Here is a 14749-nt window from a genome sequence, read left to right as displayed (position 1 = left end):
ACCGCTTTTCTTCTTCCCATCCTGTATTGTCATTGTGCACTTCCCTGTGAGGGCGCAGCTGTGTTCCCCTGAAAAGATGCAGGCAACGCATGGAGACGATGGATAAGTAGGACAATCCGCCGGTTCTCTGGTGCTTCAGGGTGGGCAGGGTCGGCCAGACTACGATCTGCGCGCCCTTCCACGCTCCTAATCCGCCTATCCGGATATCCAGCCCGCACTAGCAATTCCCGCACACGGTCTGCTCTCATCTCCGACAACGTCCAGTTGGACAGACCATGCGGATTGACCCTCCGCAGATGGTACGGAACACCGTCCGTTTCCCCAACGATGGAGATATCTTCTGGCAGCCCACCAAGCCACGCCCCGATCTGCTCCAGCAAGGCCATGCCTTCCTTGTTAGGCATGGTCTCACCATTATCGAACATGGGCTTATGGGCGGTATCCTGCACCTCGATGCGGATTTCATCACTCCCCATTCGGAAGCCGAGATTATCCTTCAGGCTACTCAACCCGGCCTCATGAGCGATGCTGGCCTTCAGCCCTTCCATCGTCTGCCGAAGATGGGCGTCTTCCTGCACCGCCTGATGCAGACGCCCCCCAGTGCCTGTAGCACCGTAGCCATGCAACGCACTGGAAGACTGTGTAGACGAAGTGCCAGCACTGCCATCCACCGCTTCATTACCCTGACCAACCTGCCCGATATTCTCTGCTGCGCCGCTCTTAGGCCCACCTAGCGGGATGATCTCTGGGCGGCCGACACCTATTTCATCCGGACGATCTGCCATACTAGAAGGCAGGATACTGACACCGCTATTGGTCAGAATTCCCTCATTAGCTTTACCACCCTTCTGCCCCTGATCCTCTGGATGATTTTCAGAAGAATCCGGCTTCGGTGGTGGTTCATGGTCAGAATTATGGACCGTACGCAGGGCAGACGGTGCCGAAAGGGGGGATGTTTCTAGCAAAGCCTGATCTGACGTTGCTTTACCGGTTCTGTCCGCCATTGGGTTAAAGAACAAGGCAATTCCACGCTTCTGCTCATCTGTGGTGATATTCAACAGCCACATGAGCAGAAAGAACGCCATCATGGCGGTCATGAAGTCAGCATAGGCCACCTTCCAAGCACCACCGTGATGACCAGCCTCCACCACTTCTTCCCGCTTAATGATAATGGGGCGGCTATTCTTCCTGTTAGCCATGATGACAGCACCTTCCTCCTGCTTCACCCATCAGCATCAGGCAGCCAACAGCCCCAGCCATCATCAACGGCCCCGGTTATGGGCAATACCCACACGCACGGACGGCATGCCGGAGAACGATGCCGTGCCGGTGTGAGTCAGTTCGATGGATGTATCCAACCAGACTTCACCACCGATTTCCCGCCAACGTTTGCAGAAGGTGTAATCCTCGCTGAGGTATGTACCGCTCTCAGCATCCACACTGCCCTCAAACAGAGCAAAGCGGCGGCCATCTTCACCTGCCGGCGCATCAATACGCTTATATTCCAGCTCCGGATAAGCCTTAATCATACGGCTGATCGCATGACGGCTGATCATCATAAAACCTGTTCCGGCATAGGCTGTCTTCAACAAGGGGCCATGCTCGTAGGTCTCATGCATAGCGGCCGTCTCGCCAACATAACGCAGCGATGCTGTCTGCTGGCGTTCACCAGCTAGAATGTTATGTTTTGTCTCATCGTCCCAGAAACGGTCCCGCAGTGGATACAGCCCGGCGATCACGTCTTTCCCAGATTCAAAAAGACGTGTCGGTGCATTAGCGGGGAAGCTGATATCAGCATCCACAAAAAGAAGATGCGAGCAGTCCGACCGAAAATAGAAATTGGAAAGAAGCGTATTGCGTGCCCGTGTTACCAGAGCATCATCACCAACATGCATGACCGTCATGGGAATACTCTGACCGCTGGAGGCATAGCCGATAACGGACAGCATGTAACCAGTCGTCACCATCCCACCGAAACAGGGTGTTGCCAGCATAATCTTCCCTGAAGGTGTCGTCCCTGTCTGCATCGTTGCTATTTCCTCCATGAAGCCTGCCCTTAGAAAAAGGACATGACAAAACTTATCTAGACATGAGGATACAGCAGCAAATTATTGAGTCTCAAGGCTTTTATAAGGAATAAAATTAAATTAGCGTCAAAACAAAGGATATTTAACAATAACAAAACCGTAGAGAAGGTTCTATGTCATCTATTCTAAACCTTTTATTTACACTTCTAGCCTTTCCAGAGATTTTTGATGCTGCGCCCGCTCATCAAGGCTCATTTGCTCCTGCTGCTGTATTCTCTGAGCCTGTTCCAGCCTCTCATGACGTAACAAACCGTCTGTTACTTCCTGCTCCCGCACTAGTCCCATCACCCGGTTCCGGGCTACCGCGCTCACCTGTCGGGCGTCTTCCAGCGCAAGCTCCAGCCGTTCCAACTCTTCTTGTGCTATGGGCAACCAGTAACGGTATCCGTTCCATAATGTCAGGTCCTGCGCTTCTTCTTCTCGGGCTTTACTGACAAGAATCCGGTTCTCCTGCATCTGACTCTTTAGTTCTATGATGCTGTTTTCAATCCGTTTTTCCTCTGCCAGACAACGAGCCAGCTCTATCCGAGCCAGATTACTGTTCCGCTTCTGGAGCGTGCCAAGTGATGTTAGTGCCTTAAAGCGTGCTGGTTTCATGATCTCTCCTCCCTAGGCCGCATACCCATTCGACCCCTCACCCTGTGACAAAATCTGTCGCAGACCAGCAAAGGCGTCTTCAAGTGACACACACTCCGTCTTCTTCTGGGTGAGAAATTCCTCCAGCTGCGGGCCAAGCTGCACGGCGAGATCCGCTTCAGGGTCATTACCGGCCTTATAAGCCCCCAGCCGCACAAGGTCCCGCACCTCCTCCCATTGGGAAAGAAGCCGCCGTGCCCGAACTGTCAGGTCATTTTCATCCTCGCTATTACAGCCTGGGACAGAACGGGAAAGAGACCGCAGAATATTGATGGCAGGATATCGACCAGATTCGGCAATAGAACGCTCCAGCACAACATGACCATCCAGAATCCCCCGGACTGTATCGGTTACCGGTTCGTTCTGGTCATCACCCTCCACAAGAACGGAGAAGAAAGCCGTCATCTGACCTGCCCGGCCTTCCTCATCCAGAGTGCCCGGACCGGCTCGCTCCAACAGGCGGGGCAACGTAGCGAACACGCTAGGCGGGTAACCACGAGTAGCTGGCACCTCGCCTGCAGAAAGACCAATCTCCCGTAAGGCCTGACAAAAGCGCGTGACGCTATCCATCAGCAACAAAACGGATTTACCTTGATCCCGAAAATATTCAGCCACCGCCATGGCACTATAGGCGGCTTCTCGGCGCATCAGCGCAGAACTGTCCGATGTGGCGACAACCAGAACAGACTTTGCCAGCCCTTCCGGCCCTAGATCATCCTCCATGAACTCCCGGACTTCCCGGCCCCGCTCCCCTACAAGGGAAATGACCGTGACATCACAGGCCGTTTCTCTGGCCAACATCCCCATAAGTGTGGATTTCCCTACACCGGACCCCGCAAAAAGCCCAAGGCGTTGCCCCTGACGGCATGTCGTGAACAGATTCAACGCTTTGATACCTAGATCAATCCGTGGCCCGAGACGGACCCGGCTTGCTGCTTCTGGCGGTGGGGCATGTCGCTGCTGCCGGATGGCCGATGGCAGAAGAGGCCCTTTACCATCCAAAGGCTGCCCCATCGGATCCACCACACGGCCGACCCACGACTCATTAACCGCCAAACTGCTCGACGTACCCTGCTGCCCATGCTCATGCAGAACATGGAAAACAGGGCAGCCAGCACCAATTCCCTCAATGGACTCGTACGTCATGGCCAAAGCCTGCCCATGACGGAACGCAATAATCTCCGCTAGAATATCCCGGCCATCCAGCGTTCTGATCCGTATCTGGTCTCCCACGGCTGTAAACAGGGTCATACCAGTTACGGTAACGCATAGCCCCGACACATCCACAACACGCCCCAACAATTCCCCTATCGGGGCATCCGCTATTGCGGGATGGATGACACTTGTCAGAGCGGTTATAATGTCCCTCTGCCGAGACAGTTGGACAGACAACATCACATGCCGTTCCTGTACATCCCGGCATTGAGCCTCGATATCTGGCAGAAAGAGCGGATCAAGCATCAGAAAAGCCCAGAGGACGATGTCCCGTCGCCACTGCCACCAAACAGAGCGAGAATACCGTCCCCACCATCATCCCCTCCAAAAAGATCAATCATACTGGCGGGCTTATCATCACTATTATAGCTAGGATGCATCTGTATCTGTGTCAGATAACGTTCTGCATAACGCTGAACAGCATCAGGTTTGGAAAAGCTGTTCATATCCACTTTGTTACTAATGATCCGTTTCTGTTGGTCAAAGTCCAGCGCCCCAAACTGATCGGGGTCATACCCGCTGACAACCTCCGCCACACGCAACAAGGTAGGATCCGCCATAAGGTCATTCACTGTTTTCACCGTACCGGACTGCATCTTTCGGGTGAAATAGAGCGCATCACCCACGCCATCCTTCTGCTGGGCATCGCTCGTTTCATACTGACGTTGCTCATAAGAGCTTACGGTCGTGGCAATCATGTCGGATGTAAAAGGCGTTGCAGAAGCCGTGCCATGCCCCGCCCCCATGCTGGAAAATGCATCAGCAAAAGCCAACCAGCTAGCGTTCTGCGATGTTCGTGCGAGGGAGGAGGATGAGGTGGGGTCCTGCGTCAACAAGGCTTTTTCTATCGCCTGCTGCGACCCGAGAGAGCTCAGGTTATACGCCTTCAACACTACCTGATTAGCGGAATAATTCCGCATTAGCTGGTCTGCCGTGGTGATGGACGGTGCCTTATCCTGAAAATCCGCCACCATACGTTTAGCCGTATTATCGCCCTTCACGCTGTCAGCTGCTGCTTTGACCTCATTCTTTTGGGCCATCAGAAACTGCGCCACAGGTGAAATGCCACTAAGTCCCATAAGCCACCTCCCTCCATAGAAGCATGTCGCTGACATGACCTCTGCCAGCATTCCGCCCAACATTAAAGCATTAATAATTAATATAAGGCTAAAAAGGACTTACTTTAACCATAGTATCATATGATGTGCCCTGCAATCATGCCATATATCCACTATAAAGCATGTGATAAGAGCGGTACGATAAGAAGGATAGCCATGAAACATTACGTCATCAGCCTTACCCGGACACCCGACCGGCTGGAGAGGTTTCGGCGGGTCAACCAGCATGGCCCCGACATCATCCACGCTCCCGGCATTGATGGAAAAACAGTGGACAGGCAGGGCGTCATCCAAGCTGACCTCCTAACCGAGGAGTGCCGTTTTACAGCAGGGGCTGTCGGATCGGGTCTCACTCATGTTGCCTTATGGGGTACCATCGCCAAGAGTGGAGAACCCGCCACCATCTTTGAAGATGATGCGTTCCTCTGCCAGAACTTTGAACAAAAAAGCCAACAGATCATCAGCCAGCTACCAGAAGACTGGGAGGTCATCCTATGGGGCCAAAACTCCGATGCGCCCCTGCATTATGAAGTCCTACCGGGGCAGACAGACTGTTTCGCCCATTTTAATCAGAATGATGTTCGCCGTGGCATCGAGGAGTTCCGCCACCAGACGGTCGAGACACTGCCTTTCCGCCTAAAACAGGCCTTTGGCATATGTGGTTATGCCGTGTCCCCCCGTGGGGCGCACTCTCTCATGAAACGCTGCCTGCCCATGACGACACTGCCCATCAATTATCCCTCACTTGGCAACCGAACCCTGCTGAGTACCAGCATTGATCACCTCATGAATCGCCATTATGAGGACATGAAGGCCTATTGTTGCGTCCCGCCTCTTGTCCTGACGGACAACCTAACAGCCCAAAGCCTGAACCGGGACTAAGCACCATGCCCATAAAAATTACCTGTCCGCCTGCTCTCTCAACGCTTGCTTGCACGGCTCTGCTAAGCCTGACACTGACTGGATGCATACGACCAGCCGCCCCGTATCTGGAGAAAGGCAGCCTGCTCAGCCACGCCGGTTTCGTGGCTCATACCGCTAATACGACAGCCCGTTTTGCCCTCATGAACAGTCTACCACCTGGAAGCCTGACCTACCGCATGAGCCCGGAGGGACAACGCATCTATCTCTATGCCGACCCACTGGCTTGTGGCTGTGTCTATATGGGGGATGAGGCCGCTTACACCACGTTACAGGCGCATATGCAGGCCATCATGCACCGCAAACACGCTCATCATCCACCGCAGGACCCACCTCTACCCGCCATGACTGCTGAAAATTACCGGGACACGACCCCATGGGACTGGACTGTCTGGAGCCCGGCAGCCGACCCGGACAATAACCAGCCCCGCCACATGATCGGTGGTTACTGGTAAAAGAAACGCAACGGGCCAAAGGCCCGTTGTTCAAGCTCGGTCATTCAGCGAAAGCGACCCGCAGGATGTATCCGACCCTGCTTCTCCTGTCCGGCTATAACCATGCCGATTGGCTTCTACCGCACTCTCAATAAGCAGCTTCATTACAGCTTCCTGCGTCACAAGTGCTTCCTGCAACAGTTCACTATTCTGGGTAGAAACCTCAACGAAACGCCGCTGCACCTGCTGGAAGCTGGAAGACAGATTTTCCGCCCGCACGCCATTCTTGCGTGCCTGAGCAACCAGAGCGGCCAGCTCCTCCATAGTAGATGTTTTTTCCGGCAGAAGTGCCGCCGCGGCCGAGACATCATTATTCTGCAAGAAATGATTCTCCTGCACCATGATATCAGCGGCTCTGGTAAAAGCCCCCATAAGGTGAGGCAGGAAGGAACCATCCAGCCCCTGACCATCCTTGCCCCCTTTGGAGAAATGTCCGGCAAACCGACGCACGGTTTTACCAAGCTTCCGTAACGTCATGGTCTATTCCCTTTTACTCTGCCCCCGCTCTGGGCTGCTTTCTCCTGCATGTCTTTCATCCGGCCATAAACCTGATGAGCAATCCCCACACCACCGCTACGGGCAACCTCTTTCCCCAACTCCAGCACCTGCATGGAACGGAACTGTTTCTCGGCATTGCCACCCCCGAAGGGTGCTGCGGAATTATCGACCGTATCAAACATGGGCTGGAGCATTTCCCCCAGAGCCATGGCCTCAAAATCCTGTGCGGTTTTGCGCGTCTTGCTTTCATCCTGCTGTGAAAGGGGCTGGCTCCGGGCCGCCGGCTTTCCCGCAGCATGAGTCGCCATAGGCATGGACGCTACATGCGAGACTGACGAAACACTCATGATTCAGCTTTTCCTTCCATATAAAGACAGAGGACCAGACCGGAACTGCCCTGCTCTTGTGGTCAGCGCACTTCTAGCTCGGCCTGTAACGCCCCATCCGCCTTGATAGCCTGAAGAATACTAATCATGTCTCTAGGACCGACCCCTAAAGCGTTAAGACCTGTCACGAGGTTGGCCAGAGATGGACCATCCGACAGAATACCCATCTTATGTTCACGGTCTGTCGTAACGTTGATCTGCGTTCTGGGAACAACCGCTGTCTGCCCTGCACCAAAGGCATTAGGCTGGGACACTTCGGGGCTGTTCGTCACCTGCACGGTCAAATTACCCTGCGCAATGGCCACCGTGGTGATGCGGACATTATCCCCGATGACAATGGTACCGGCGGCTTCATCTACAATCACCTTAGCCATCGTATCCGGTGTGACGGTCAGGTCCCCGATCTCATACAGAGCTTCGGACACATTGCGCCCTGCCAGATTAACCGCCACTGTTCTGGGATCATCCACACGGGCGGTTCCCCGGCCCATATGCCGGTTGATGACCGTGGCAATACGGACAGCTGTTGTATAATTCGAGTTCTTAAGAGAGAGATGAATGATCCCACCAGCACCCAATAGAACAGGCACCTCCCGTTCCACCACGGCACCGTTGGCGATGTGGCCGCTGGTCGGCACATTCCGAGTAGCGACCGCCCCCGGCCCTCGGGCTGTAAAAGCATTCGTCACAAGAGAGCCTTGCGCCACGGCATAGACCTCTCCATCAGCTGCCTGAAGGGGTGTGACAATCAACGTACCACCGGTCAGACTCTGCGCATCACCCACAGCAGAAACCGTCACGTCAATGCGACTGCCACCATGCGAAAAAGGCGGCAAGCTGGCCGTAACCATGACGGCAGCGGTGTTATGCGTCTGTAGCTGGATGGCCTTGTCGCGTATATTAACGCCAAGACGATTGAGCATCCCGACCAATGTCTCACGGGTAAAAAGCGTGTTGGTCAACCGGTCTCCGGTGCCATTCAGGCCGACAACCAACCCGTATCCCACCAGCTGGTTATCCCGAATGCCTTCATAATCCACAATATCCTTGATGCGGACCGCAGAGGCATGGGCCGAGCCACCCAAAAACATGCCAGACAGCACGCACCCGAAAGTCACCAACATCATATAGCGACAGGCAGGCCGAGCCCCATTCAGACCTCGGGACAGCCAAGCGCAACAGCTCTTTAAAAACATCAAGCATAGTCTCCTACGCTCCAATCTAACCTTATATATGGAATATACAAGGTGAATTATTTATGATTAAGCCTTGTTAGCCTGAATATTTTCTGATGGAAAGCCTTGTGAAACACATGATAGCCTTCTCCAGGTACCACAGCCTTTGCCTCGGCCCCTTGTCTCGCTTTGCCATACAGTATGTTTCAGGCCTTCTGTTGGGAGCAATCATCAGTCCACCCGCCACGGCACAGGATATCTTTCCCCCTTTGGACCCTGCCCAATCGCATCTCTGCCGCAACGCCACGGAGCAAGTAGAACGTGCCCTACGCCTGCCAGATGGTTTTCTCTCCGCCATCAGCCGGGTGGAAACGGGGCGACCGGATAGAAATGGCAACCTGCTCCCATGGCCCTGGAGCGTAAATGCCGCTGGCACAGGCCATTATTATGCCTCCCGACAGGAGGCCGTAGAGGCTGTAAAGAGCTTTCAACAACAAGGGATACAATCCATTGATGTCGGCTGCCTTCAGGTCAATCTTCTCCACCATCCAGCAGCCTTCCCCTCTCTGGACATGGCTTTCGATCCCTACAGCAACGCCCGTTATGCGGGACTATTCCTACAAAAACTGAAAGATCAGACAGGTAGCTGGCCACGAGCCGCCGCCGCCTATCATTCGCAGACAGGCACGCTTGGAACTCCCTATCTGCAACAAGTTCTCCAACAATGGGCCACACCATTGGACACGCCCCAGCCACACATACCACTACCTACCCCGCCGTACCCGGCCACAGCCATGCCAGTAACGGGCAACCGTTCCAGCATCAGCCAGCCTCCCCCTGCACGCACAACAGTGCCTTACCGACCTTTCGTTATTCAATCAGCCTCCTCCCTTTCATCAGGAACAAGCCCTTCTGGAGGGGGCATCACCCACGCCACTAACGGGCCAGCTAGTTTTCTAGCCGCACTGCGCCGTCAGGAAACGACACAGCCTTTGCCGCCCACGAACCAACCTACCGCCGCAACCACACCGGGTCAGAATACCCCACAAGGGCACCGCTCTTTCCGTCCCTTTCGGGGGTATTTCCGACCGGCCATGCCACCACCACCACATCAAAGGATGAAAAGCTCACAGAATGGACGCAGCCTCGCCACCTATCGGGCCATGCCTGTCCATACTGTCAGCCCCATGCCTTATGTTCCGGCCTATTAAAGACCTGTTCACATTTCCCCACTCACTGAGGGAGAAAACAGACTCTTTTTAAGAGCCACCTCAGCGTTTGAAATGTGGCAGCAGCTCCATCATCATATTAGAGAGACTCACAAAACCTTCCTGCAACTGAGCCATCTGCTGCTGAAGCTGCATCATATAATGCCGCTCTAAATGGTTGCTCTGGATGAAAGTAGCCTGCAACTGCCGCAGGTGGTCCCCACCCTGTATGGCTTTGCGTATCACGCTGTTTTTATAGGTTATGGAATAATCATACGGCACTTCATGCCAGCTCGTATCATTGGCTCCACCAACTGCTAAACGATGATGATAGGAGCAGAGGAAGTCCCCAATAATGCCGATTTCTCCGGCAAGCATGATGCGTATGAACAGGTCATGATCCTCAACATAATCAAGCCGAGTTTCCACATCCCCTGCCACAGCCAAAGCAGACCGCCGGAAAAGAAACGTAATAGGCATGACAACATAAGCATGAGACAGATACAGGCTATAATCCACCACATCGCCGCTCTTGAGGCCATATTGATCGGTTTTTCTGTCTGTGATGATACGGCCATCTTCAACATGTTCGTACACATCGTAATTGCTGGTTGTAACACCCGCAAAAAAACCTGCTTTGTCTCTCTCGAGATAAGCAACTGTCTCTGCCAGAAAAGCAGGCTCCAACGTGTCATCATCGTCATGAATAAGAATGTAAGGCTCATCGGAGACAGCAAGCGCAAGGGCCAACGCCTTACTACGTCCGACTGACCGGGGCAGGTCCACACAGGAGAGACGTTCCCCCCATGTAGCACTCTGCTCCGCCACACAATCACGCAAGGTGTTCATATCCCCACCATCATTGATGATATGAATACGGAAATCCTGAAAACTCTGCCGTTTCAAGCACTCCAAAGCCCGGCGTAAAAAGAGCGGACGATTTTTCGTTCGCAGTAGAACAGCCACTTTATGGGATGACATGCCTCAAACCTCCATAATCCGCTGTCGCAGGCACTGACCTACGTCTCGCAAAACAGGGGCCAAAGACAGCTCCTGCGCTCGGAAGATGCGCATAGTGGGGTACCACGGGGTTCGCTCTCCCTGATCCCCCCACCGCCAACAAGCATCCCACCGGCTGACAAGCCACACCTCCCGCCCCAGTGCTCCGGCCAAATGCAGCGGTGCCGTATCTACGGAAATGACAAGGTCCAGACTTTCCATCAGGGCTGCCGTATCGGCCATATCCTGCACGCTCCCCATCAAATCATGCACGACCGGCCCGCCTACTTGTTCCAACTCCTTACGCCGGGAGCCATATTGCAGGCTAAACACATCAGCCTGCACGGGACCCAACGCCTCCATCATTTCGGCAAAACTGGTGGATCTCCGCCGATCTGCCGCTACATCTTCCGCACTGCTTCGAGCATCCCCGGCCCATACCAAACCCACACGCAAGCGACGCCCGGTAGGGGACGGACCATCTGTGCGGCCATTCTGCGCCACAGCCTGCTCCACGAGATGGGCAAAATGATCCCGCCGCCGTTCTAGAACTTCCAAATACGGACTAAAGGCCGGCACATCGGCAGGGCTTCTTAGACCACAAAAATACGGAAGGTCCGGTATCGGGGAAGAAAAATCATACTCGCCTGCCAATTCTGGATGATTCACCATCTCCGTGATCAAACAGACCTCTACCATAGGGTAGCTCTCCCGCAGCAGCCTTACTAACACCGGTGGAACAGCCAGCGTAACCCGCCCTGCCTGACGGGCGATCTGTGGCAAAAAGCGGATGAACTGGATCGTATCGCCCAGCCCCTGCTCCTGATAAAATAGGATATTCTTTCCCTTGAGCGGGACATCCTTCGTCAACCGTGGCAGGTCCTGATAAAACCAACATTCAAGACTGGGCACACGGGGCACACGCTTTACATAACGGGCAAAGCCTTCCTCGTATTCCCCAGCCTTTAGAAGGGCGATGGCATAGCCAAAGGATACGGTCTCATGCCGGGAAGATAATTCCATACCCCGGCGGTAGTAGGTTAGTGCCTCCCGGGAACGGTTTAACCGTTCCAGCGCGCAGCCCATATTGTTATAGAGCGAGATGGAAGGCGGTTCATCCCGCAACCATACGGCCAATATTTGCTCGGCCTGATCGGCCATGCCAGCTTCCAGAAGTGCCATGGAGAGATGCGCCCCTACAAGTGACCGATGTTCCGGCAGGGTCTGGGCAACCTCCATAAAGAGGGCCATAGCTTCCTCTCTCTGTCCCGCCGCCATGAGCGCATCCGCCAAAAAAACCTTCACCTCGCCCCGCACGGAAGCCATCGTTGGTTCTGTTCCCGGCAACAGGAGCAGAGCCTTGCGGAATACGGCAATCACTACCTCATATCGAGAGCAAAACCGATTCAGGAAAAGTCCCGCAGCCAGTATAAGGGACACATCCTGAGTACCCTGCGCCGCCTGTATGGCTAACCCCACAGCGTGTTCTAACTCACCACAAGCAACCAGCTTCTGGCAGTAAGCTGTCAGCTCCTGTGGTGTTAGCGCAATCCGTTCATCCTCCGTCCCGACTACTTGCTCCTCCCGTTCCACTTGCACCATCCTGCTGCCCTTCTTCATAATTTCATTCATAAATGACCTTAAAGGCCATACTTCATGAAAATAACATGTCCTTATAAGCCTTGATGGGCAAGGTTTTAATGGTTAAATTAAAAATCCATAGATAACATGCCTTAATAAACCCTGTTACAGGCCTTTCCCGCAACTGGAAGGCCCTGACAACACAGCATCAGTCAGGATGACAATGTCCGCTTCCTCTTCCTCCCCGCAGCAGTCTGGCCCTCCTGCTCCTAAGGCGGCTACTGGTGCAGGAGAAGCAAGCGGCCTAGGGGGATGGCTAGGTAGCTTGATACGAAATCCCACAGCACTCTTCAGGCCGAATGGTGCTGCTTCTGGGATTGTCACCCGCCTGCCCGGAACAGACATTCTGCTGGCTCTGGGCGTGATCTTGCTGATCTCCATTCTCATCGTACCACTCCCCACTCTGATTCTAGATGTCGGACTCTCCCTTTCCATTACCTCCTCGGTGCTGATCCTCATGGTGGCGCTGTTTCTGGAGCGTCCGTTAGACTTCACTTCCTTCCCGACATTGCTCCTACTGACGACCATGTTCCGCCTCTCGTTGGAGGTTGCGACAACAAGGCTCATCCTCAGCCACGGGAATGAAGGAGCCTTTGCAGCCGGGCATGTCGTGGCCTCCTTCGGGGGCTTCCTCATGGGGAATGATGTGGTGATCGGTGGAATCGTCTTCTGCATCCTACTGGTGGTGAATTTCATGGTCATCACCAAGGGATCGGGCCGTATTGCCGAAGTCTCGGCCCGCTTCTTTCTGGATGCCATGCCCGGCAAGCAAATGGCCATTGATGCCGACCTCGCCTCTGGGGCCATCAATGAACGGATGGCTCGTTCCAAACGTAAAGAGCTGGAAGAGGAAAGTGCCTTCTATGGTGCTATGGATGGTGCGGCAAAATTTGTCCGCAATGACGCCATTGCGGGAATCCTTATCACGGCTATCAACATTCTTGGCGGGCTGACCATTGGTGTGCTGCGGCATGACATGCCCATCAGTGAAGCAGCAAAGACTTTCACGACCCTAACCATCGGGGACGGTCTAGTCTCCCAGATTCCCGCTCTTCTGGTCTCGCTGGCAGCTGGTATTGTCGTCACAAAAGGCGGGACGGATGGCTCGGCAGACGTCACGCTTTTCCGTCAGCTAGGGGGTAATGCCAAGCCGCTCGCCATTGCGGCCACCCTATCGGCTCTGTTTGCCGTTATGCCCGGCTTGCCTGCCCTGCCCTTCCTTATGATTGCCGCTGTGGCCGGGGTCGGGGCGTGGATCCGTTATAAAACACCACAAAAGGACGAAAGCGAGCAGGACCTCACCCAGCCGCCTGCCCCCACGACACAGCCCATTTCTGACCTTCTGAAAATTGACCTCCTCCGGCTGGAAATCGGCTACGGGCTGCTACCGCTTGCCAGCGGTGACAATGCCCAGATCACCAAACAGATCAAAGCACTCCGCCGCAAAATGGCAGCGGATATGGGCTTCATTACCCCTTCGGTACGGATTCAGGATAATATCCAGCTGGCGACAGACCGGTATGTCATCAAACTCAAGGAGATTGACATTGCTTCCGGGGAGGTTCGCCCCAATCATCTTCTGGCGATCTGCCCATCTCACAAAAACGACCAGAACACCCTACCCGGTGAGAAGACGACTGAGCCCTCCTTCAATCTACCCGCCGTATGGATTGATCCTGACCTGAAGAAACAGGCAACAGACTGGGGGTATACTGTGGTGGAGCCGGTCACCGTCATCATCACTCATCTGACGGAATCCATCAGCCAGAATCTGGGTGACCTACTAACCTATGCCGCTACACAATCCCTACTGGATGACCTGCCCTCCGAAGAGCAAAAGCTCGTTAATGACCTCATCCCCTCGCAAGTTTCCCTAAGCACGGTGCAGCGTGTCCTCCAATCCCTATTGCAGGAACGCATCTCCATCCGAGACCTGCCCACTATTCTGGAAAGCATACAGGAAGGACACGCCCTCGCCGCCAAAGGTATCAAGGCACTGACAGCCCATGTCCGCATCCGTCTCGCCCGACAGATCTGCAATAGTTATGTGGGTGCCTCCGGCTGTATCTCCATGATTACCCTCTCCCCCGACTGGGAAAGCAACATCCTCAACAACACGGTCGGACAGGGTGATGACCGCACATTGGCCATGCCCCCGGCCATGCTGGACCGTTTCGTCACGGCACTGCGTCGTGCCTTCGACCAAACAGCCTCATTGGGGGAAATGCCCGTTATCGTCACGACCTCTGCCACACGGGATTCTGTGCGGATGATCGTAGACCGTATCCGTCCCTCGGTCGCTGTCATGGCGCAGGCAGAAATCTATCCCCGCACCCGTATCCGTACCGTCGCTACAGTGAACTGAATTCTC

The 14749-nt window shown here is 54.3% G+C and carries 14 protein-coding genes; 4 read left to right on the top strand and 10 right to left on the bottom strand.

Going from position 1 to position 14749, the window contains the following annotated elements; translation table 11 throughout:
• Positions 1-29 precede the first annotated feature (29 nt).
• The 5 genes from AL01_RS09475 to AL01_RS03875 all read right to left on the bottom strand — a co-directional run bounded on the left by AL01_RS09475 (position 30) and on the right by AL01_RS03875 (position 5017).
• Positions 30-1199, bottom strand: a complete 1170-nt coding sequence (locus AL01_RS09475; RefSeq protein ID WP_077396333.1) for a flagellar motor protein MotB — start codon at positions 1197-1199, stop codon at positions 30-32.
• 63 nt (positions 1200-1262) lie between these two features.
• Positions 1263-2045 (bottom strand): hypothetical protein, encoded by a 783-nt coding sequence (locus AL01_RS03890; RefSeq protein WP_241502690.1) that lies wholly within the window; start codon positions 2043-2045, stop codon positions 1263-1265.
• A 180-nt stretch (positions 2046-2225) separates the two neighbouring features.
• Complete coding sequence (locus AL01_RS03885) at positions 2226-2684, bottom strand: hypothetical protein (RefSeq protein WP_077396125.1); 459 nt, start codon at positions 2682-2684, stop codon at positions 2226-2228.
• Between the two features lie 12 nt (positions 2685-2696).
• On the bottom strand, positions 2697-4118 hold the full coding sequence (gene fliI / locus AL01_RS03880) for a flagellar protein export ATPase FliI (protein WP_143280690.1): 1422 nt from the start codon (positions 4116-4118) through the stop codon (positions 2697-2699).
• Between the two features lie 65 nt (positions 4119-4183).
• Entirely contained in the window at positions 4184-5017 is an 834-nt protein-coding gene (locus AL01_RS03875; RefSeq protein WP_241502688.1) for a DUF1217 domain-containing protein, read from the bottom strand.
• A 195-nt stretch (positions 5018-5212) separates the two neighbouring features.
• Between AL01_RS03875 and AL01_RS03870 the strand changes: the two genes are divergently transcribed.
• Positions 5213-5938 (top strand): glycosyltransferase family 25 protein, encoded by a 726-nt coding sequence (locus AL01_RS03870; RefSeq protein ID WP_077396123.1) that lies wholly within the window; start codon positions 5213-5215, stop codon positions 5936-5938.
• 5 nt (positions 5939-5943) lie between these two features.
• Positions 5944-6432, top strand: coding sequence for a hypothetical protein (locus AL01_RS03865; RefSeq protein ID WP_077396122.1), 489 nt, complete (start codon positions 5944-5946; stop codon positions 6430-6432).
• 30 nt (positions 6433-6462) lie between these two features.
• Here AL01_RS03865 and AL01_RS03860 read toward each other — a convergent pair whose 3' ends face one another.
• The 3 genes from AL01_RS03860 to AL01_RS03850 form a co-directional block, all read right to left on the bottom strand.
• Positions 6463-6948 (bottom strand): hypothetical protein, encoded by a 486-nt coding sequence (locus tag AL01_RS03860; protein ID WP_077396120.1) that lies wholly within the window; start codon positions 6946-6948, stop codon positions 6463-6465.
• The gene (locus tag AL01_RS03855) at positions 6945-7316 is read right to left on the bottom strand and encodes a rod-binding protein (RefSeq protein ID WP_077396118.1); all 372 of its coding nucleotides are present in this window, start codon (positions 7314-7316) and stop codon (positions 6945-6947) included. Before AL01_RS03855 ends, AL01_RS03860 begins: the two co-directional genes overlap by 4 nt.
• A 62-nt stretch (positions 7317-7378) precedes the next feature.
• Positions 7379-8482, bottom strand: coding sequence for a flagellar basal body P-ring protein FlgI (locus AL01_RS03850; protein WP_077396329.1), 1104 nt, complete (start codon positions 8480-8482; stop codon positions 7379-7381).
• Positions 8483-8748: 266 nt separating this feature from the next.
• Between AL01_RS03850 and AL01_RS03845 the strand changes: the two genes are divergently transcribed.
• Positions 8749-9741, top strand: coding sequence for a transglycosylase SLT domain-containing protein (locus tag AL01_RS03845; RefSeq protein WP_143280674.1), 993 nt, complete (start codon positions 8749-8751; stop codon positions 9739-9741).
• A gap of 60 nt (positions 9742-9801) precedes the next feature.
• Here the strand turns inward: AL01_RS03845 and AL01_RS03840 are convergent, their stop codons facing one another.
• The gene (locus AL01_RS03840) at positions 9802-10719 is read right to left on the bottom strand and encodes a glycosyltransferase family 2 protein (RefSeq protein WP_077396115.1); all 918 of its coding nucleotides are present in this window, start codon (positions 10717-10719) and stop codon (positions 9802-9804) included.
• 3 nt (positions 10720-10722) lie between these two features.
• Positions 10723-12369: a tetratricopeptide repeat protein gene (locus tag AL01_RS03835; RefSeq protein ID WP_077396113.1), complete on the bottom strand. Its 1647-nt coding sequence runs from the start codon at positions 12367-12369 to the stop codon at positions 10723-10725.
• Between the two features lie 172 nt (positions 12370-12541).
• Here AL01_RS03835 and flhA point away from each other — a divergent pair, with 172 nt between their 5' ends.
• Positions 12542-14743 (top strand): flagellar biosynthesis protein FlhA, encoded by a 2202-nt coding sequence (flhA, locus tag AL01_RS03830; protein WP_077396111.1) that lies wholly within the window; start codon positions 12542-12544, stop codon positions 14741-14743.
• Positions 14744-14749 lie beyond the last annotated feature (6 nt).

Origin of the sequence: Bombella intestini, from assembly GCF_002003665.1 — a bacterium.
Taxonomy (GTDB): Bacteria; Pseudomonadota; Alphaproteobacteria; order Acetobacterales; family Acetobacteraceae; genus Bombella; species Bombella intestini.
This window is presented reverse-complemented; position numbering and strand designations above follow the sequence as displayed.

Excerpts from the sequence above, each read along its gene's own strand:
- AL01_RS03865 (WP_077396122.1), top strand. The coding sequence starts at position 5,944 with ATGCCCATAAAAATTACCTGTCCGCCTGCTCTCTCAACGCTTGCTTGC.
- AL01_RS03840 (WP_077396115.1), bottom strand. The coding sequence starts at position 10,719 with ATGTCATCCCATAAAGTGGCTGTTCTACTGCGAACGAAAAATCGTCCG.
- AL01_RS03875 (WP_241502688.1), bottom strand. The coding sequence starts at position 5,017 with ATGGGACTTAGTGGCATTTCACCTGTGGCGCAGTTTCTGATGGCCCAA.
- AL01_RS09475 (WP_077396333.1), bottom strand. The coding sequence starts at position 1,199 with ATGGCTAACAGGAAGAATAGCCGCCCCATTATCATTAAGCGGGAAGAA.
- AL01_RS03870 (WP_077396123.1), top strand. The coding sequence starts at position 5,213 with ATGAAACATTACGTCATCAGCCTTACCCGGACACCCGACCGGCTGGAG.
- AL01_RS03885 (WP_077396125.1), bottom strand. The coding sequence starts at position 2,684 with ATGAAACCAGCACGCTTTAAGGCACTAACATCACTTGGCACGCTCCAG.
- AL01_RS03855 (WP_077396118.1), bottom strand. The coding sequence starts at position 7,316 with ATGAGTGTTTCGTCAGTCTCGCATGTAGCGTCCATGCCTATGGCGACT.
- AL01_RS03850 (WP_077396329.1), bottom strand. The coding sequence starts at position 8,482 with ATGATGTTGGTGACTTTCGGGTGCGTGCTGTCTGGCATGTTTTTGGGT.
- AL01_RS03890 (WP_241502690.1), bottom strand. The coding sequence starts at position 2,045 with ATGGAGGAAATAGCAACGATGCAGACAGGGACGACACCTTCAGGGAAG.
- AL01_RS03860 (WP_077396120.1), bottom strand. The coding sequence starts at position 6,948 with ATGACGTTACGGAAGCTTGGTAAAACCGTGCGTCGGTTTGCCGGACAT.
- flhA (WP_077396111.1), top strand. The coding sequence starts at position 12,542 with ATGTCCGCTTCCTCTTCCTCCCCGCAGCAGTCTGGCCCTCCTGCTCCT.
- fliI (WP_143280690.1), bottom strand. The coding sequence starts at position 4,118 with ATGTTGTCTGTCCAACTGTCTCGGCAGAGGGACATTATAACCGCTCTG.
- AL01_RS03835 (WP_077396113.1), bottom strand. The coding sequence starts at position 12,369 with ATGAATGAAATTATGAAGAAGGGCAGCAGGATGGTGCAAGTGGAACGG.